The sequence below is a fragment of the Embleya sp. NPDC005575 genome (assembly GCF_040605455.1).
Classification (GTDB): Bacteria; Actinomycetota; Actinomycetes; order Streptomycetales; family Streptomycetaceae; genus Embleya.
In genome coordinates this window covers 1-17,307 of record NZ_JBEXCV010000029.1, presented here as the reverse complement: position 1 = coordinate 17,307, position 17,307 = coordinate 1, and the positions used below count along the sequence as shown (strand labels likewise).

The window sequence follows — 17,307 nt, the reverse complement described above, 5'->3', positions numbered from 1 at the left end:
GGACGGATGTGCAGCGTTTCCTCCAGCCTGGCCGGGCGACCGCCCGCGAACCAGGTAGGTGACTGGCGGATCGAGGGTGGGGCGGGCCCCACCCTTTGCCGGACCGGACCGAAACCGCCGCCCTGTCGGTGCCGTGTGCCTATCCTGGGCTGCCCGTGTGACCGCCGACCGGAGGCGCCCCGCTCGATGAAGCTGCTGCACGCCGCCGACCTGCACATCGACAGCCCGCTGCGGGGACTCTCCGGCTACGAGGGAGCGCCCGCGACCCGGATCCGCGACGCGGCCCGCCACGCGGTGGTCAACCTGGTGGACCTGGCCCTGGCCGAGGCGGTCGACGCGGTGCTGCTCGCGGGCGACATCTACGACGGCGACTGGAAGGACTACCACACGGGATTGTTCTTCGCCGTGCAGATGCGCCGCCTGGCCGAGGCGGACATCCCGGTGCTGCTGGTCGCGGGCAACCACGACGCGGACAGCCGGATCACCCGCGAGCTGCGCCTGCCCGCCAACGTGCACCGGTTCTCCACCGCGCGTCCGGAGACCGTCGCGTTCGAGGGCCTCGGCCTGGCCGTGCACGGCCAGGGCTTCGCAGTCCGGGACGTGACCGACAACCTCGCGCTGAGCTATCCGGCACCGCGCGGCGGGATGTTCAACGTCGGACTGCTGCACACCGCGCTGACCGGCGCCGAAGGGCACGCGAACTACGCCCCGTGCAGCGTCGGCGACCTGGTCTCGCGCGGCTACGACTACTGGGCACTCGGCCACGTGCACACCCGCGAGGTGGTGCACGAGGCCGAGCCGTGGATCGTTTTCCCGGGCAATGTGCAGGGCCGGCACGCCCGCGAGACCGGGCCCAAGGGCGCGACGCTGATCACCGTCGACGGCGACCGGGGCCGGGCCGTGATCGAGCACCGCGATTTGGACGTGGTGCGTTGGGCGCGGCTGGAGGTGGACGCGACGGGGGCGAGCGGGGTCGAGGACGTGCTGGATTCGGTGCGTCGGCACTTGGCCGAGGAGCGGGCCGCGGCCGGCGACCGGTTGCTGGCCACCCGGGTCCGCATCGTCGGCGCCAGCGACGCGCACGAGGCGTTGTGGCGGGACGAACGCCGGTTCGTGTTCGAAACCCGCGCCCTGGCCGCCGAGTTCTCCGGGGTGTGGCTGGAAAAGGTCCGGCTGGAGACCCGGCATCGCGACCTGGGCGACGCGGGCGTCGAGTTGCCCACGCTGGTGGAGGACCTCGCGCGCACCGCCAGGATGCTGCGCGCCGATCCCACCGCGCTGGAACAGCTGGTCCGGGCCGTGCCGGGGCTGCGCACGCTCGATCCCAAGGTGGCCGAGGAAGGCATCGCGCCCGCGGACCCGACCTGGCGCGCGGACATCTTCGACCAGGCGGTCGACCTGCTCACCGCGCTGGTCACCGGGACCGACGGGGAGTCCGGATGAGAATCGACCGGCTCGACCTGATCGCGTTCGGCTGCTTCACCGACCGGCACATCGAGCTCGGCGCGCCGGGCGTGCACGTGATCTGCGGCCCGAACGAGGCCGGCAAGTCCACCGTGCGGCACGCCTTGGAGCAACTTCTGTACGGGATGGACCGGCAGACCTCGTACGACTTCGTGCACGCGATGCGCGACCTCAAGCTCGGCGCCCTGGTGCGCGACGAGCAAGGGGGCGTGCTGGACGTGGTGCGGCACAAGCGGGACAAGAACCCGCTCACCCGCGCGAACGGCACGGTGCTCGCCGAGACCGAGCTGACCCGGGTGCTCGCGGGCGTGGGCCGGGACGACTTCCGGCACGTGTTCGCGCTGGACCACGCCGGGTTGCGCGAGGGCGGGGCCGAACTGCTCCGGGGTGAGGGCGACATCGGGCGGGCGCTGTTCGAATCGCGCTCCTCGGCTCGGCTCGGCGAGGTGCTGACCCGCCTGGAGGAGCGCGCCGGCGAGCTGTACAAGACACGCGGCAAGAACCAGCGGATCAACGCCGGGCTGACCGAGTTGAGCCGGCTGCGCAAGCGGGTCCAGGACGACGGCCTGGCGCCCTCGGTGTTCGGCGAGGCTGTCAAGGAGGCCCGGCGCGCCGAGGAGGAGCGCGACCGGCTCGGCCGGGACCGCAGCGACGCGCGGGCCGCGGCGAACCGGCTGGATCGCATCCGGCAGGCGCTTCCGGTGCTGGCCCGCAGGAGCGCGCTGGATGCCGAGCGGGTCGAGTTGCTCGCCGAGGGCCCGCCGGTCGCCGCCGACCTCGCGGCCGAACTCGCCGCCCTGGACGAGCGGGCACGCGAGGCGGCGGTGGAGGGCACACGAGTCGTGCGGGACCTCGCCGAGGCTCGCCGAGAGTCGGCCGACGTGGTGGTGGACCGGGCGTTGTCGGCGCACGCCGCCGAGGTGGACGCGCTGCACGCGGACGTCGCGGCCGTTCGCGACGCGGTCGACCTGGCCGCCGACGCCGATGCCGAGGCGTCGCAGACCCGGGCGGGCGCCGCCGAACTGCTGTTCCGGGTGCGCCCGGATCGCGCCCTCGACGACCCCACCGCGTACGACGTGCCGGCCGGCGTGGGCGAACGGGTGATGGAGCTGCGCGACCGGCTCAAGATGTGCGAGGCCCGGCTCGCCGGTGCCGCCGAGCAGGTTGCGCATCGTCGTGCCCGACTGGACGCGGCCCGTGCGACCTGCGACCTGACCCCCGAGCCCGGCGACCCGGCCGCGTTGCGCGCGCTGCGTCGGGTGGTGCCGGGCGGCCTGGTCGAGGACATCGTCCGCGACGAGCAGCGGGCTGCCGAGCTCGAACGCGAAGCGGAAGATCTGCGTGCCCGGCACGATCTGCACGACCCGGCGCTGTTCGCCGACGACCGGGCGGCGCGGCTGCGGCTGCCCGGCCGGGAGCGGGTCGCCGAGCACGTCGAGCAGACGACCCGGGTCCTGGACGAACTGCACACGATCGCCAAGGACCGGGACGCGGCGGTGGCCGGGCACGACGCGCGGCGCCGCGAGTTGGCCGTGCTCTCGCCGGCCGATGTGCCGCCCACGCCCGCGGACTGGGCCGCCGCCCGCGCCGAGCGCGATCTGCTGTGGACGCGGATCTGCGCGAGCCCGCCGCTGACCGACGACCGGATCGACGCGTTCGAGCAGGCGGTTCGGGCCGCGGACGAGATCGCCGCGCGGATCGCCCGCCGGGCCGAGGACGCGGTCCGGCGCGGCCGGCTCCTGGTGGACCTCGAGCACGACGAACGCACGCTGGCCCGACTGGCCGAGCGGCGGCAGGAGGCGACCGCGCGCCGGGACGAGCTTGCCGAGCAGTGGACACGGGCCTGGGTGGCCGGCGGACTGCCCGCGCCGGATCCGCACGACGCCGCCGCGTTGCTGGACGCGATCCGGGACCTGGCCCGGGTCGAGGTCGAGGCGCGCACGCTGCGGGCCCGAGCGGCCGCCGGCCGCGAGCGGGCCGCCGAACTGGTGACCGCTTTCCGCACCGCGCTGGCCGAATCCGGCGCGCCGACCACGACGAGCACCCTGGCCGCGCTGATCGAACAGGCCGACGCACGCCGCGACGCGCTCGCCGACGCGGCGCGGGTGCGCGAGAGCGCGCTCGCGGCCGTGCGCGAGGCCGAGGCCGAACTCGCCGAGGCGGATGCGGAGTCGAACCGGGCCCGGGACGAGCGTGCCGCGTGGGAGCAGCGCTGGCACGACCTGGTGCACGGCCTGGACCTGCCCGAGGGCGACCCCGACGCGGTCGCCGCCGCGGTGGGCACGCTGGCCAAGGTGGCGGCGGCGGTCGGCCACGCGGCCGAGGCGGAACTGCGTCGGGTCCGCGCGGCCGACCGGGTGGCCGGGTTCGGTGCGCGGGTGGCCGAGGTGTTCGCCGCCTGCGGGCGCCCGGTGCCGACCGAGGTCGACGGCCGGCCGCCGTTCGCGGCGGTGTTCGCGCTGCACGGGGAACTCACTACGGCCCGCAGCGCCGAGGAGGCCCGTGACCGGCTCGCCGAGCGGATCGCCCGGCTGGAGCACGCGGTGGCGGCCGGGCGGGAGGCCGGCGAGCACATCGCGGCCGAACTCGCCGCGCTGGTCGCCGCGGCCGGCGCCGCCGACGCCGAGCAACTGCGCCGCGCGGTGGGACGATCCGCCCGGGTGCGGGAGGTCGAGCGGGCACTCGCCGAGCATCGCGAGCTGTTGTCGCCGGAGGTCGAACAGGAGGCCGCGCGCTACGCGCCCGAGGAACTCGACGTGGAGATCGAGGACGCCGCGCGCCGCGTCGAGGAGGCCGAGGCGGCGTACGCCGCGGCGGGCGAGGCGCTGGGTCGGCGCCGGCAGATCGTGCTGGACATGGAACGCGAGTCGACGGCTGCCGTCCGGGCGCAGGAGGAGGCGGCCGGCACGGTCGCGGCGATCGCCGAGGACACCGAGGAGTTCGTCCGGCTGCGGCTGGCCCGCGAGGTGCTGCTGCGCTGTATGGAGGACTACCGCAAACAGAACCAGGCCCCGGTGCTGGCGCGGGCGGAGGAGGTCTTCACCGCGCTCACCGCGGGGCGCTTCGATCGGCTGCTCGTGGAGACCGACGGCCGCAAGGGTGCCCCGGTGCTGCGCGCGCGCCGCGCCGGCGGCTCCTCGTCGGCCGTCGGACACGGTTTCGACGCCGCCTTCGCGGCCGGGTCGATCGGTGTGGACGAGATGAGCGAGGGCACCCGCGATCAGCTCTATCTGGCGCTGCGACTGGCCTCGTTGGACGCGTACGCGGATGCCGGCCGGGCGATGCCGATCGTGCTCGACGACATCGCGATGACCTTCGACGACGGGCGCACGCGGGCGATGCTCGCGGTGCTGGACGCGATGGCCGACCGGTTCCAGGTGGTGCTGTTCACCCACCACCCGCACCTGGGCCGGCTCGCCGTGGACACGCTCGCGCCCGGCCGTGCCCACGTGCACGAACTGCCGGTGTACGTCGCCGGGTCGGCGGCGGGCGGGCCACCGGTGGCGTGAGCCGCAGAGCGCGCCGGTCGAGTGTGGCGGTGGGCGCCGGGCGGGCGGGGTCAGGCGGTCATCGCGAGCCGAAAGCGCACACACTTGCCGCCGGGTTCGGGGACCGACTCCCAGCCGTCCGAAAGTGATTCGACCAGCAGCAGGCCGCGGCCGGTGGTGTCGTCGTCGCCGGCCTCGACCACCTGCGGTGCCCGGGAGTCCGTGTCGTGCACCTCGATCCATACGCATGCGGCGCCGTCGGGGGCGCGATCTCGGCGGACCACGACGCTGAACGGGCGTCCCAGGCCCGCGTGGCGTACGGCATTGGTCGCCAGTTCGGAGGCGAGAAGTACGGCGATGTCGGACAAAGAGTCGAGGTCCCAGACCGTCAGTGCCACGCGGACATGTTCCCGCACGGCGGACACGCACGCGGGCATCGCCGGCAGCGTGATGGTCGGGCTGACCTCGTCCTCTGCATCCGCCACTTCCGGATCGGCCAGGGTGGTCATGCAGCTACCTCCTGTTGCGTGGGCTGCGTTTGCCCCCGCAAGCGGCCCCGCCCCGTCCCGTCGCTTTAAGTGATCTTGTAAGCGCGTAAAGTGAGGGTGCTCGGTAGGATGCTCCACGAAACCCGGTGGTGCAACTCTCGCCGCCACTTCGGTGTCCGCGTGTACACGGTTCACCCGATCGGGCGATGTCCCTGGCCCTCACATGGAGGAAGCGGGTTCTGGTCGCCCGTCGGCGTGGCCTCGACGAGTCAGGGGTGACGGGCCGATGGCGACCTTGCTGGAGGAAACCCACGCACCGACGTGGCGACGGAGCTCCTACAGCAGCGTTCAGGGGAACTGCGTCGAAGTGGTGAATCGGCACCCCTGCGAGGTGGTGGTTCGCGATTCCAAGCAACGCGCCTGCGAGGTCCTGCGGTTCACCGACCGAGAATGGACGCACCTGTTGGTTGCCCTTGTCGGGCGTCGGAATTGACGATCAGTCAGAACCGCATGCGGTGAGTACCGGCGGATCGCTGCGGCGGAAGACGTGCGCCAGCCCCGGTTCGACGATCGACCCCGGCACCTCGCCGTCGAACCAGCGGTCCACGTGCGCCCAGTGATAGGGGTTCAGCAGATACTCGCCGGTCAGTCCCTCGACCGTGGCGTATTCCTGCTCCCACACATGCGTCCACGGCGCCGCCGTCCCGGCCCGCCCCGCCACCCTGGAGAGCGCCCACGAGCGGATGGTCGCGATGTGGTCCGGCATCGCCATCAGGTCCGCCTCGAACTCCGCGAGCACGTCGGCGGATGTGCCGCTACGCACGGTCAACAGCAGCGTGCGCTTGATCCGGGGCCCGGTCAGCGGCACGAACCCGGCGCGCACCGGACGCAGCGCGACCGCCTCGGCATCCGCGGGCAGTTCGGGAGCAGCGTCGGCGTCGAGATCCCACGAGAAGCCGCGCCCGCCGACGCTGCCGGGCAGATCCGGTCCGGCCGAGCGCATCCCGCCGAGACCGGACCCGGGCATGGCCGCGGCCAGCACTACCCAACGTGTCATGCGTGCCCTCCGGTGCGGCGTGGGGTGCGGCCCGGCCCGGAGGGGGCCGCGGCGGTGGGATTCGTCTCGGCGCGGCCCGACTCGGTGGTGTCGGCCGCAGCCGTGGCCGCCGGGCCCGGATCCGGCGCGTCAACGGGTCCGGGCATCGCCGGCTGCAACGCTCGACGTTGCCGGGCCGACGCGTAGCGGTCGGTGGCCGCCCAGAACGCCGCGACGTCCGGATCGGCCGCCGCGGCACCACGCATCGCGTAGAAGGCGCGGATTCCGGGCAGCACCCACAGGATGTGCACGGTGGTCGTGCCGCGGCCCGCCGGCGAGCGCCAGACCCGTTCCAGCCGCATCCCGCGCCGTTGCGCGCCGGGCAGGTAGCGATCATGGAACTGGCCCAACCACAGCGCCACCTGATCGTTCGTCAGCGTGACCTGGTCGAGAATGTTCACCGTCTCGGTGGCGGAGTCGGCGGTGCTCACAGCTTGTCCAGCACTCTCTCGCGGTACTGCGCGATCCGCTCGCGCAGCGTGTCCAGCCCACCCGGCCCGGCCAGTTCGGCCGGGTTGGGCGCGAACACCAGGCGGCTCGCACCCGCGTCGGTGAACCGGCGAACCCAGTTCGGGTCGTGCTGGAGGTCTCGGTCGCACGAGCCGGGCCACGCGGTGATCTCGACCGCATCCTCGGCCCGGCCGGCCGAAAGCGCCGACGCGCGCAACAATTCGGCACGCACCTCGAACTCTTCGGCAGCGATCGTGTACGGGAACCAGCCGTCGCCGATCCGACCGGCCCGGCGTACAGCGGGCTCGCTGTTGCCGCCCAGGATCACCGGTACCGCGCCGCGTTCGGGCCGGGGCAGGCAGTGCACCCGCTCGAAGGTGGTGAATCGGCCGCGGAAGGTGGCGGGAGCGTCGGCCCACAGCGCGCGCATCGCGCCGACGCACTCCTCCAGGCGGGCGCCGCGCTCGGCGAAGGACGCGCCGACCGCGGCGTATTCCTCCTTCTGCCAGCCGATGCCCAGGCCGAGCATCAACCGGCCGGCCGAGTGCCGGTCGATGGTGGCGACCCGCTTGGCCAGCACCACCGGGCTGTGCAGCGGGGCGACCACCATCGCGGTGCCGAACCGCAACGTGCGCGACGCGCCCGCGAGGAAGGCGATGGTCTCCAGCGGGTCGGGCATCGGCACGACGCCGGCGGCGCTGGGTGTGCGACCGGAATCCGAGTACGGGTACAGGGGTTCGTAGTCCTCGGCGACCACGACGTGTTCGACGGTCCATACGGATTCGACGCCGCACTCCTCCAGCGTCCCGGCGAAGTCGCGCAGGAAGCCGCCGGAGGTGATCAGACCGTCCGCGAAAGGCGCCATCACGCCCAGCTTGATCGTCATTCTGACGCCCTTTCAGATCCCGTGCCCGCACCCTGCCTCGGCGGGCGTGCAAGCGCAAGACCCGACCGACGGTGTCGTTGGACACGCGGCCGAAGGGCTCCTTGGCCTCGTCTTTCGGCCCGTCGCATGGCGTGTGTGTGTGGCATTCCGCGTGCGCCCGCCATCGGGGCGCGGGCGCACGCGGTCTGTGAGGGCTGTCCGGCAGGGCCGAAGGATGGGGCCGGTCGGAGTCGAGCGGACCTACAAGAGCTCGACGAGTTCGTCGTGGCGATACAGCGGGCGCAGGCCGTCGGCGAAACGCACCGAGTACCACTGGTACGGGGACAACGGCGGCCGATGGGCGTCCGCGAAGACCTCGCACACCTCGCCGATGTGGCCGGTGCTCAGACCCACCTGCACGCGCACGCGCGTACCGACCTCGAATTGCTGCCAGCGGGTGGCCCCGCCGCGAACATGCTCCTGGGTCCTCGTCGTCGCGTCGCCCATGACGGGCACCGCCCTTCTGCCGATGGGTAGTTCACTCAGCTGTCGAGAACAGTTCCCGTACCCGCTATCGGGGCGCGCGCGCACGCTCTTGAGACGAGGACTCCGTTCGCGCGCGGACTTTCACCCGGACGGAGCGCCCGAGTGGCGCGGACGAGCCGGCAGGCTTCCGATGTGGACGTCTTGCTGTGGATCACCGCCGTGTCCGGTCTGGCCTGGCTCTATCTGACGCTGTGCCACGGCTGGTTCTGGCGCACCGACGTGCGCCTGGCGGGCTCGACCGGGCCGGCGGCCGACACCGCGTCGGTGGCGGTGATCGTGCCCGCCCGGGACGAGGCGGCGGTGCTCGACGTCAGCCTGCCCACGCTGCTCGCGCAGGACTTTCCCGGCCGGGCCCGGGTGCTCCTGATCGACGACGGCAGCACCGACGGGACAGGCGAGCTGGCCCGGCGGCTGGGTGCGGCCGGCCGGGTGCCGCTGACCGTGACCTCGCCGGGCGAGCCGCCCGCGGGCTGGACCGGCAAGCTGTGGGCGCTGCGGCACGGGGTCGAGTCCGTCGGCGAGGTGGACTGGATCCTGTTCACCGACGCGGACATCGCGCACGCGCCCGATTCGCTCGCCCGCCTGGTCGGCGAGGCCGAGCGGGACCGGCTCGACCTGCTTTCGGTGATGGCCCGGCTGCGCACGCACACCCGGTGGGAGAAGCTGATCGTGCCCGCCTTCGTGTACTTCTTCGGCAAGCTCTTCCCGTTCCGCCGGGTGAACCGGCCGAAGTCGCGGGTCGCGGCCGCTGCGGGCGGCTGTGTGCTGGTCAGGCGCACCGCCCTGGAGCGAGCCGGCGGCGTGGCGGCGATCCGGGACGCGGTGATCGACGACGTGTCACTGGGCACCGCGGTCAAGCGCTCCGGCGGCCGGATTCGACTGGTGCTCGCGGACCCCGCCGACCACGTGGACAGCGTGCGGCCCTACCCGGCGCTCGCCGACCTGTGGAACATGGTCGCGCGCAGTGCGTTCGCCCAGCTGAGGCACTCCTGGCTGTTGCTCGCGGGCACGGTGGTGGGCCTGGCCCTGATCTATCTGGCCGCACCTGTCGCGTTGTTCGCCGGGATCGCCGGCGCACACGCCCCGCTCGCGCTGTGCGGGCTCGCGGTGTGGGCACTGATGACCGCGACCTATGTGCCGATGGTGCGCTACTACGGACGGCCCGCCGCCTCGGCGGTGTTGCTGCCGTTCGCGGCCACGCTTTACCTGGGCATGACCGTGCACTCGGCGGTTCGGCACGCCCGCGGGCGGGGTGCGGCCTGGAAGGGGCGCACGTACCCGGCGCCGGCCGAATAGGCTCCGTGCGTGCCCAGCCCAGACTCCACGGCCCGTCCCTATCGCGACGGCGTCCCCGAACACGGCCGCGTCCCCAAGTCGTACACGGTGAAGATGAGCCTGCTCCAACTCATGGACGAGTTGGGCGAGGACGCGTTGTTGTCCTCCGAACGCGAACTCGCCGCGACCTACGGCGTCGCCCGCAGCACTCTGCGATCGGCGATCGGCGAGTTGGTGATGGAGGGCCGCCTGCGCGCCGCCCGCGGACGGGGCACCTACGTCGCGCCGCCCAAGCTCATGCAGCCGGTCAGCCTCGGCAGCTACACCGAGGCGGTGCGCTCGATGGGGCTGGCCCCCGGCCGGCGCGTCGTCACTCTCGAACACCACGTCGCGCAGCCCGACCTGGCCGACCGACTGCGGATCCGCACCGGCGACCTGACCGTGCACCTGGAGCGGGTGCTGCTCGCCGACGACGAACCGATCGGCCTGGAGAGCACCTACCTGCCGCTGGACCGCTTTCCCACCCTGCTGGACGTCCTGCGCCCGGAGGGCTCGTTGTACCGGTGCCTGCAAAAGGATCTGGGCGTGGTGTTCGCGGAGATGGACGAGACGGTGGAGACCGTGCTGGCCGCGCCGCGCGAGGCGCTGCTCCTGGAAACCAACCCGGCGCTGCCGATGCTGCTGGTGATGCGCACGTCCTACGACTCGGAGGGGGTGCCCATCGAGCGGGTCCGGGCGCTGTTTCGGGGGGACCGGATGGGTTTCGCCACGCGCCTGCGCGCGTAGGCCCCATGGGCTTTGATAACGGAAAGATAACAGGTTCGGACCTTAACGGACTGTTCACGCGGGCGACACACCGCCTCCGCATGCTCGGCATCGACCGCTCCCAAGCTGGTCGTATTCGCCCCCGAGAACGTGGAGGAAGCCCGTGCGAGTCATCGTCGTCGGAGGTGGCGTGCTGGGCACCATGCACGCCTGGCAGGCCATCGATCGAGGTCACGAGGTCGTGCACATCGAGCGCGAGCGCGAGGCGCGCGGTGCTTCGGTGCGCAACTTCGGCCTGGTGTGGATCGGTGGCCGGGCCGGCGGCGACGAACTGGGCACCGCGCTCCGGGCCCGGGAGCTGTGGGAGCGGATCGGCGCCGACGTGCCCGGCACCGGCTTTCGGCCCAACGGCTCGCTCACCGTGTGCCGAGGCGCCGAGGAGGTCGCGGTGGCCGAGGCGGCCCTCGCCCTCCCCGACGCCGCCGAACGCGGCCTGAAGCTGCTCACCCCGGGCGAGGCCCGAGAGCACAACCCGGCGCTGCGCGGCACCTTCGACGCGGCGCTGTGGTGCGAGCGGGACGGCGCGGTCGAGTCCCGGATCGTGCTGCCCGCGCTGCGCGCGCACCTCGCGGCCGGCGGACGCTACGCCTGGCTGCCCGGCCGCGAGGTGCGCGACCTGCTGCCGAGCGGCACCGGCGTGCGCGACGACCACGGACACGCCCACGAGGGCGACCTGGTGCTGCTGTGCACCGGCGCCTGGCTGACCGGTCTGGTCCGCGAGCTGGCCCCCGAGCTGCCGGTGCGCCGGGTGCGCCTGCAGATGATGCAGACCGACCCGCTCGACGAGCGGCTGACCACCTCGGTCGCCGACGGCGACAGCTTCCGCTACTACCCGGCCTACGCCGGCACCGCGCTGGACGCGCTGAAGAGCGCCCGCCCGCAGGCGCCGGTGCCCGCCGAACACCGCATGCAACTGCTGATGGTCCAGCGCCTGGACGGTGGCCTGACCATCGGCGACACCCACGAATACGACGAGCCGTTCACGTTCGACGTGGACTCCGCGCCCTACGAGCACCTGGTCGAGGTGGCCCGAGAACTGCTCGGCCGCCCGCTGCCGGCCGTGCGCCGCCGCTGGGCCGGGGTGTACGCGCAGACCACCGACACCACCCGCGTCGTGCACCGCGAGCAGGTCGCCCCGGCGACCTGGCTGGTGACCGGCCCCGGCGGACGCGGGATGACCTGCTCGCCCGCCATCGCCGAACGCACCGCGAACCTCGCCGGCCTCTGAGGCCGGGCAGGTCCGGTGCCGTGGCCGCGGCACCGGACCCGTCGCGCCGGCCCGCGTCCGCCACCCATCGCCGAAAGCCCAACCGGAGCACTACTCATGACGCACTATCAACTCGCCGTCCTGGACATGGCCGGCACCACCGTCACCGACGACGGCCTCGTCGTCGAGGCGTTCACCCGCGCGATCGGCGCGGTCGGAGTCGAGATCGGCTCCGCCGACTTCGAGCGCAAGCTCGCCTACGTCCACGACACCATGGGCGAGAGCAAGATCACCGTCTTCCGGGCCCTGCTCGACGGCGACGAGGAGCGCGCGCAGGCCGCCAACCTCGCGTTCGAGGCGGCCTACGCCGACCTGGTGGCCCAGGGCCGCTGCGCGCCGATCGACGGCGCCGAGGACGCGATCCGCGCACTGCGTGCGGCGGGCGTCAAGGTCGCCCTCACCACCGGATTCGGTCGGCCCACCCAGGACGCGATCCTGGCCGCGCTCGGCTGGACCGACCTCGCCGACCTGACCCTGTGCCCGGCCGACGCCGGGCGCGGCCGGCCCTACCCCGACATGGTGCTCACCGCGGTGCTGCGGCTGGGCGTCGAGGACCTGCGGGCGGTTGCCGTGGTCGGCGACACCGCGTTCGACGTGCTCACCGGACTGCGCTCCGGTGCCTCCATCGCCGCCGGTGTGCTCACCGGCGCACACGAGCGGGCCGCGCTCGCAGCGGCCGGCGCCACCCACGTACTCGGCTCCATCCGTGACCTCCCCGCCCTGCTCCAGGGCTGATTCGTCTTTCGAAAGGGCGATTCCCATGCGACGCATCCTCGGCCTCACCGCCGCCGCCACCGTGGTCGTGTTCGCCGCGACCGCCTGCGGCGGGACCGGCGGGAGCGGCTCGGACGACACCGGGCCCGCCGCGAACGCCGCCCCCGGCAGCGCCCCGGCCAAGGGCTCGGGCAGCGTGACCGTCTATTCCGTGGACGGACTCGCCGACTGGTACACCAAGCGCTTCGCGGACTTCGAGAAGAAGACCGGGATCAAGGTCAACCTGGTGGAGTCCGGCTCCGGCGAGGTGGTCACGCGCATGGAGAAGGAGAAGGGCAACCCGCAGGCCGACGTGGCGATCACGCTGCCGCCGTTCATCCAGCGCGCGGCGCAGGCGAACCTGCTCACCGCGTACGCGCCGGCCGGCGCCGACAAGGTGCCCGCGACCTCGAAGGACGCGCAGGGCCGCTTCGTGGCCGTGGTCAACAACTACGCGTCCTGGATCTACAACCCCGACCAGGCCAAGCCCGCGCCGACGAGAGCGAGAACATTCGCGAGGCCATGGCGGGCACCAACCACGACAGCCTCGTGGTCAGCATCGAGACCGCGCTGGGCGCGTCGCTGATCGCGATCGTGGTCGGAACGTGGGCGGCGATCGCCGCTCGCACCGCGCCGCGCTTCGTCCGCCGGCTCACCGACGCGGTCTTCCACCTGCCGGTCGCGGTGCCGTCGGTGGTGGTCGGCCTCGGCATGCTGGTGGCCTTCAGCGACGGCCCGATCCTGCTCAACGGCACCAAGTGGATCGTCATCGCGGCACACGCGGTGCTGGTGGTGACGTTCGCGTACGCCACGGTGTCGGCCGGGCTCGACCGAACCGACGCGGCCTTCGCGGACGTGGCCGCCTCGCTCGGCGCGAGTGCCGCCCGGGTGTTGCTGCGGGTACGGCTGCCGATGCTGCTCCCGTCGATCACCGCGGCGGCGAGCCTGGCGATCGCGCTGTCGATGGGCGAGGTAGGCGCGACGATCATGGTCTACCCGGCCGAGTGGCGGACGCTGCCGGTCTCGGTCTTCACCCTGACCGACCGGGGCAAGGTGCTGCTCGGCTCCGCGGTCACCGTGGTGCTGCTGGTCGCGACCTTGATCGTGCTTTTGCTCGTCGGCCTGCTCAAGGGCCGGGTGGAGGAGCGCAAGCGGCGGCGGTAGCGGTTCGTCGTACGCGGTGCGTGTGGGTTCAGTTCCGGCCGAAGGTACGCGCGGGCGGAGCCGGCGACGCGACCGCCGTGGCGTCGTGCACCACGGCCGCCCCGCCGGGGAAGTCGGCCAACGCGGAGCCGTGCTCGACCCGTCCCGGGAACGGGTCGGCGGCAGTGCGCCGGGCCAGCTCGGCGACCGGCAGCTCGCCGTGCGAGGCGACCAGGACGACATTGCCGAACCGCCGCCCGCGCAGCACCGCGGGGTCGGCGATCAGCAGCAGATTCGGGAACACCGAGCGCACCGTCGCCACCTGCGACCGGACGAAGTCGAGCCGGCCGCCGTCGGCCAGATTCACCGCGTACACCCCGCCGGGGGCCAGCGTCCGGGCCACCTCGCCGACGAACTCGGCCGACGTCAGATGCGCGGGCACCCGCGAATCGGCGAACACGTCGACGACGGCGAGATCGAACGCCGTGTCCGGTGCCCTGCCCGCCACCTCGCGGGCATCGCCGGTGCGCACCCGGATCTGCCAGTTCTTCTCCCACGGCAGTTCCCGCCGAACGAACTCCACCAACTCCGCGTCCAACTCGGCCACCTGCTGCCGCGACCGAGGCCGCGTGGCCGCCACATAACGGGCCAGGGTGAGCCCGCCACCACCGAGGTGGAAGGCCCGCAAGGGCTTGCCGGTGTCCGCGATCAGGTCGACCACGTGGCCGAGCCGACGCACGTACTCGAACTCCAACCACGTCGGGTCGCCCAGATCCACGTGCGACTGCGGCGACCCGTGCAGGCGCAGCGTCCATGCCCCGGCCCGATCCGGATCGGGCTCCAACTCGACGCTGCCGGAGCCCACCTCGGCGCGGACCGGCTCGGGGGCGCGACCGCGTCGACGCTGCTTGTCTGCCATCCGACCAGTATCGAGCCGGTCCGTGCCCTCTTGTGAAGGATCAGCGGCCGGTCTTGACGAAGCGCTCCAGCCTGTCGTCCGCGCCGCCGCGCAGGGTGCGGTCGCCGGTCACCGCGGAGACGGTGATGTTCCCCTTGTTCAGCTCGGCCCAGTCGGCGTGCCGCTTGGTCTCGGGACGGCAGAAGGTGCCGGGCACCTCGCAGTCGCCCTGGCCGATCGTGAAGGTGTCGCTGTCGGGCGTGGCCGAATACCGGATCGCGACCACGGTCTCGGTACCGATCTCGGTCCACACCGGCCGGCCGGGCTGCTTCCCCGGCACCACGTTCGGGTGGTTGATGTTGATCACGTATGCGTCCGACAGCGCCTTGCGATCCTTGAGCTGCGCCACATACGAGGGCAGGAAGTCAGCGAATGCCCGGTAGGTGGCCGGGGTCACCTTGAACGACTCCATGTCGAAGCCGCCGCTGAGCGCGATGGCCGGTTTGCCGTTGTCGATCGCGGCGATGGCGGCACCCAGGGTGCCCGAGTCGTTGGTGACCGAGGCGACGTTGGGCCCGGAGTTGATCCCGGTGAGCACCAGGTCGGGGCCGTTGTCCCAGCCAACCTTGGCGGCGAGCCCGCCGCGCAGGGCGAGCCGCACGGTGTCCACGGGGGTGGCGCTCGGGGTGGTCGGGCCGCACGGGAGGTCGCCCTTGCACACGCCGAAGACGGCTCCCTTGCTCGGGGCCTGGGCACAGTCGCCCTCGAAGCCGGCCGGTAGCGCGGTGCGCCTGGACACGGTGAGCGCGCCGCTACCGGTGGCCGCGGTACCGAAGCCACTCATGAATTGCCACGGCGCCATGACCACGACATCCGCCCCGGCGGCACACAGCGCCCGGCGTACCTCGTAGACGCCTCGGCCGTCGGCCCCGTCGGCCTTGGCGTTCTGCATCGAGTCGTCGTTGCTCAGCAGGATTCGCATCCCGGCAACGGACGGGCGGTGATCGCCGTGGCGGGGGGCCGCGTCGGCACTCCCGGTCAGGGCCAGGAGCAGGGCACCCGCACCGAGGGCGGCGGGCAGGGCGGCGAAGCGCTTCCGCTGAAGCTTCATGGTTCCTCGACTCGACTTCGTACCGAATACGGAGGAATCGACGGTCGAGTGTTCACGACTCGAACACTCGCGGCCGATCCCGGTGCGAGTGAACGTAGAAGCAGAACCTACTGAGTCAAAGGTTTGAGATCTAAGCGTTACCAATGAGTCTGAGTCGGGGACTCTCCGTGGGCGGCAGGGCCCGCCACGAGCAGGTCTCGGCAGCGAAGAAGCACTGGGATCGCCCGACGACGTCGCCGGCGTCGACGGGTTCGTAAGCTCCGGGCCCGTCCACCGGATCGAAGTCCAGGTAGAAGAGATCGCCGTACGTCTCATCGGTGAATCGCGAGAGCACCGGGTCGAAATAGAGCATTCCGGAAAAACCCTTGCCGTGTTCGACCCGGTAGTCGCGAAGCCCCGAGAGGGTGAACTCGACGGGAATCCACGGCCAGCCGTGCTCCCGGTCCCGGGCGTCGACCAGAACGCGTGCGGTGGCCCCGCCCGGGCTGAACGGGTCGTCGATCTGTACTCGGGTGACACACCCGTTCCCGAAATCGAACAAGCCCAGGAGATCGCCCAGGCTGTCCGGGGTGAGCAGGGACATGGGGCCCTCCGGTCGGCGGCGGTGCAGTTCGGTACTCCACACCAATCATTACGAGTGGTGCGCCGCCACCGTACGGAAGTATCGAGCCGACTGCCTTCGCGCTCAGACCCGGCCGACCAGACGGGAGATCAGCGCACCGGCGGCGAGGTAGACCACCGCGGCCAGCCCCTGGTTCACCGCGACCCGTGCCTTGTCGTTGTCGGGGGTGAAGAGGTCCTTCGCCCAGCGGGTCAGCCAGTCCGACCAGTCGGCGATGGTCTCCACCGCACTGTTGGCAGGATTGGCCTCGAAGACGAACAAAATGATGTGCAGGACGATGACAACTGCGATCGCTGCGGCCACGATGCTGACGACCGTTGCGATCGGGTTCACTCGCCGTGCGGTAGAGGTCACCATGCCGGGAGTCTGCTCCGGTTCGAACACCCGAAACGGAGCCCCCGCGAGCCGGTTTGCGGTCGGCCCCGGGCCCCGGTAGGGTCCTCCAAGTTGCCCGACAGGGAGACCTGAGACAGACGCGAGCCTAGGCGCCCGCGCTGGCTGGTCCCGGGGTGGCCATTCCGATCACTTGAACCGGGTGTGATGCGCATGCGCATCACACGCGTCGTTCCGTGCCCGGGTGTCCCCGCAGATTGCCGGAACGCAAATTGCCGCCGATTAGACGGTGGGAAATGCGATCCGCTAATGTTCGGGGCGTCGCAGAAAGCAGCGGGAAGAACAAATTTTCGAAGCCGAAGCGGTGAGCGAAGCGGGTCGAAAGACCTGGTAAGCTCGAAGAGCCGGAAGCCGGGGAAACGAAAGTTTCGAAGGCGGAAAGCAAAGGACGAAAAGCGGGTCGCAGGATCTGCTAGAGTCCGGAAGGCGGAAAGCGCGGAAACGCGGTGGAAGCCGAAAGCGAGGAAAGCGAAGCCGCCGAAACGGTGTGCTAAGCTGGAGACGCGAAAGCGAAACAAAAGAAACACGGAAACACAATGAAACACCTTGAACGTTAAACGCCCGGAGGGCGCGGTTGACTCCGCACCAAAGGAAGCGTCCGTTCCTTGAGAACTCAACAGCGT

Annotated in this window: 18 protein-coding genes; 9 read left to right on the top strand and 9 right to left on the bottom strand. The window is 71.9% G+C overall.

The window, feature by feature from the left end; genetic code table 11:
• The first annotated feature begins 186 nt into the window (after window positions 1-186).
• Together ABZS54_RS12865 and ABZS54_RS12860 are read left to right on the top strand one after the other, a co-directional pair.
• Window positions 187-1,443 (top strand): DNA repair exonuclease, encoded by a 1,257-nt coding sequence (locus tag ABZS54_RS12865; protein WP_355534108.1) that lies wholly within the window; start codon window positions 187-189, stop codon window positions 1,441-1,443.
• On the top strand, window positions 1,440-4,973 hold the full coding sequence (locus tag ABZS54_RS12860; protein WP_355534106.1) for an AAA family ATPase: 3,534 nt from the start codon (window positions 1,440-1,442) through the stop codon (window positions 4,971-4,973). The genes ABZS54_RS12865 and ABZS54_RS12860 overlap by 4 nt, the downstream gene beginning before the upstream one ends.
• Before the next feature lie 50 nt (window positions 4,974-5,023).
• Here ABZS54_RS12860 and ABZS54_RS12855 read toward each other — a convergent pair whose 3' ends face one another.
• The gene (locus tag ABZS54_RS12855; protein ID WP_355534104.1) at window positions 5,024-5,461 is read right to left on the bottom strand and encodes an ATP-binding protein; all 438 of its coding nucleotides are present in this window, start codon (window positions 5,459-5,461) and stop codon (window positions 5,024-5,026) included.
• 202 nt (window positions 5,462-5,663) lie between these two features.
• On the opposite strand from ABZS54_RS12855, the gene ABZS54_RS12850 reads away from it, so the two are divergent.
• A complete protein-coding gene (locus ABZS54_RS12850; protein ID WP_355534102.1) occupies window positions 5,664-5,933 on the top strand; it encodes a DUF397 domain-containing protein in 270 nt (89 codons plus the stop codon).
• 3 nt (window positions 5,934-5,936) lie between these two features.
• On the opposite strand, the gene ABZS54_RS12845 is transcribed toward ABZS54_RS12850, so the two are convergent.
• From ABZS54_RS12845 to ABZS54_RS12830, 4 genes are all read right to left on the bottom strand, one after another.
• Window positions 5,937-6,497 (bottom strand): Dabb family protein, encoded by a 561-nt coding sequence (locus tag ABZS54_RS12845; protein WP_355534101.1) that lies wholly within the window; start codon window positions 6,495-6,497, stop codon window positions 5,937-5,939.
• Window positions 6,494-6,967 carry an NIPSNAP family protein gene (locus tag ABZS54_RS12840; protein ID WP_355534100.1) on the bottom strand — a complete coding sequence of 158 codons (474 nt, stop codon included), beginning with the start codon at window positions 6,965-6,967 and terminating at the stop codon, window positions 6,494-6,496. Before ABZS54_RS12840 ends, ABZS54_RS12845 begins: the two co-directional genes overlap by 4 nt.
• Window positions 6,964-7,872 (bottom strand): LLM class F420-dependent oxidoreductase, encoded by a 909-nt coding sequence (locus ABZS54_RS12835; RefSeq protein ID WP_355534099.1) that lies wholly within the window; start codon window positions 7,870-7,872, stop codon window positions 6,964-6,966. Before ABZS54_RS12835 ends, ABZS54_RS12840 begins: the two co-directional genes overlap by 4 nt.
• 240 nt (window positions 7,873-8,112) lie before the next feature.
• The gene (locus tag ABZS54_RS12830) at window positions 8,113-8,358 is read right to left on the bottom strand and encodes a hypothetical protein (RefSeq protein WP_355534098.1); all 246 of its coding nucleotides are present in this window, start codon (window positions 8,356-8,358) and stop codon (window positions 8,113-8,115) included.
• 171 nt (window positions 8,359-8,529) lie between these two features.
• On the opposite strand from ABZS54_RS12830, the gene ABZS54_RS12825 reads away from it, so the two are divergent.
• The 6 genes from ABZS54_RS12825 to ABZS54_RS12800 all read left to right on the top strand — a co-directional run bounded on the left by ABZS54_RS12825 (window position 8,530) and on the right by ABZS54_RS12800 (window position 13,681).
• A complete protein-coding gene (locus ABZS54_RS12825) occupies window positions 8,530-9,693 on the top strand; it encodes a glycosyltransferase (protein WP_355534097.1) in 1,164 nt (387 codons plus the stop codon).
• A 93-nt stretch (window positions 9,694-9,786) separates the two neighbouring features.
• Window positions 9,787-10,458 carry a GntR family transcriptional regulator gene (locus tag ABZS54_RS12820; RefSeq protein ID WP_355534216.1) on the top strand — a complete coding sequence of 224 codons (672 nt, stop codon included), beginning with the start codon at window positions 9,787-9,789 and terminating at the stop codon, window positions 10,456-10,458.
• 142 nt (window positions 10,459-10,600) lie between these two features.
• A complete protein-coding gene (locus tag ABZS54_RS12815) occupies window positions 10,601-11,725 on the top strand; it encodes a TIGR03364 family FAD-dependent oxidoreductase (RefSeq protein ID WP_355534096.1) in 1,125 nt (374 codons plus the stop codon).
• A gap of 96 nt (window positions 11,726-11,821) precedes the next feature.
• Window positions 11,822-12,499: a phosphonatase-like hydrolase gene (locus ABZS54_RS12810; protein WP_355534095.1), complete on the top strand. Its 678-nt coding sequence runs from the start codon at window positions 11,822-11,824 to the stop codon at window positions 12,497-12,499.
• 25 nt (window positions 12,500-12,524) lie between these two features.
• The gene (locus ABZS54_RS12805; protein WP_355534094.1) at window positions 12,525-13,103 is read left to right on the top strand and encodes an extracellular solute-binding protein; all 579 of its coding nucleotides are present in this window, start codon (window positions 12,525-12,527) and stop codon (window positions 13,101-13,103) included.
• On the top strand, window positions 13,040-13,681 hold the full coding sequence (locus tag ABZS54_RS12800) for an ABC transporter permease subunit (protein ID WP_355534093.1): 642 nt from the start codon (window positions 13,040-13,042) through the stop codon (window positions 13,679-13,681). Before ABZS54_RS12805 ends, ABZS54_RS12800 begins: the two co-directional genes overlap by 64 nt.
• 28 nt (window positions 13,682-13,709) lie before the next feature.
• Here ABZS54_RS12800 and ABZS54_RS12795 read toward each other — a convergent pair whose 3' ends face one another.
• From ABZS54_RS12795 to ABZS54_RS12780, 4 genes are all read right to left on the bottom strand, one after another.
• On the bottom strand, window positions 13,710-14,579 hold the full coding sequence (locus ABZS54_RS12795; RefSeq protein ID WP_355534092.1) for a fused MFS/spermidine synthase: 870 nt from the start codon (window positions 14,577-14,579) through the stop codon (window positions 13,710-13,712).
• A gap of 40 nt (window positions 14,580-14,619) precedes the next feature.
• Window positions 14,620-15,669: a 5'/3'-nucleotidase SurE gene (locus ABZS54_RS12790; RefSeq protein ID WP_355534091.1), complete on the bottom strand. Its 1,050-nt coding sequence runs from the start codon at window positions 15,667-15,669 to the stop codon at window positions 14,620-14,622.
• A gap of 130 nt (window positions 15,670-15,799) precedes the next feature.
• A complete protein-coding gene (locus ABZS54_RS12785; RefSeq protein ID WP_355534089.1) occupies window positions 15,800-16,252 on the bottom strand; it encodes a hypothetical protein in 453 nt (150 codons plus the stop codon).
• Window positions 16,253-16,354: 102 nt separating this feature from the next.
• Window positions 16,355-16,624, bottom strand: coding sequence for a hypothetical protein (locus ABZS54_RS12780; protein ID WP_355534087.1), 270 nt, complete (start codon window positions 16,622-16,624; stop codon window positions 16,355-16,357).
• Window positions 16,625-17,307 lie beyond the last annotated feature (683 nt).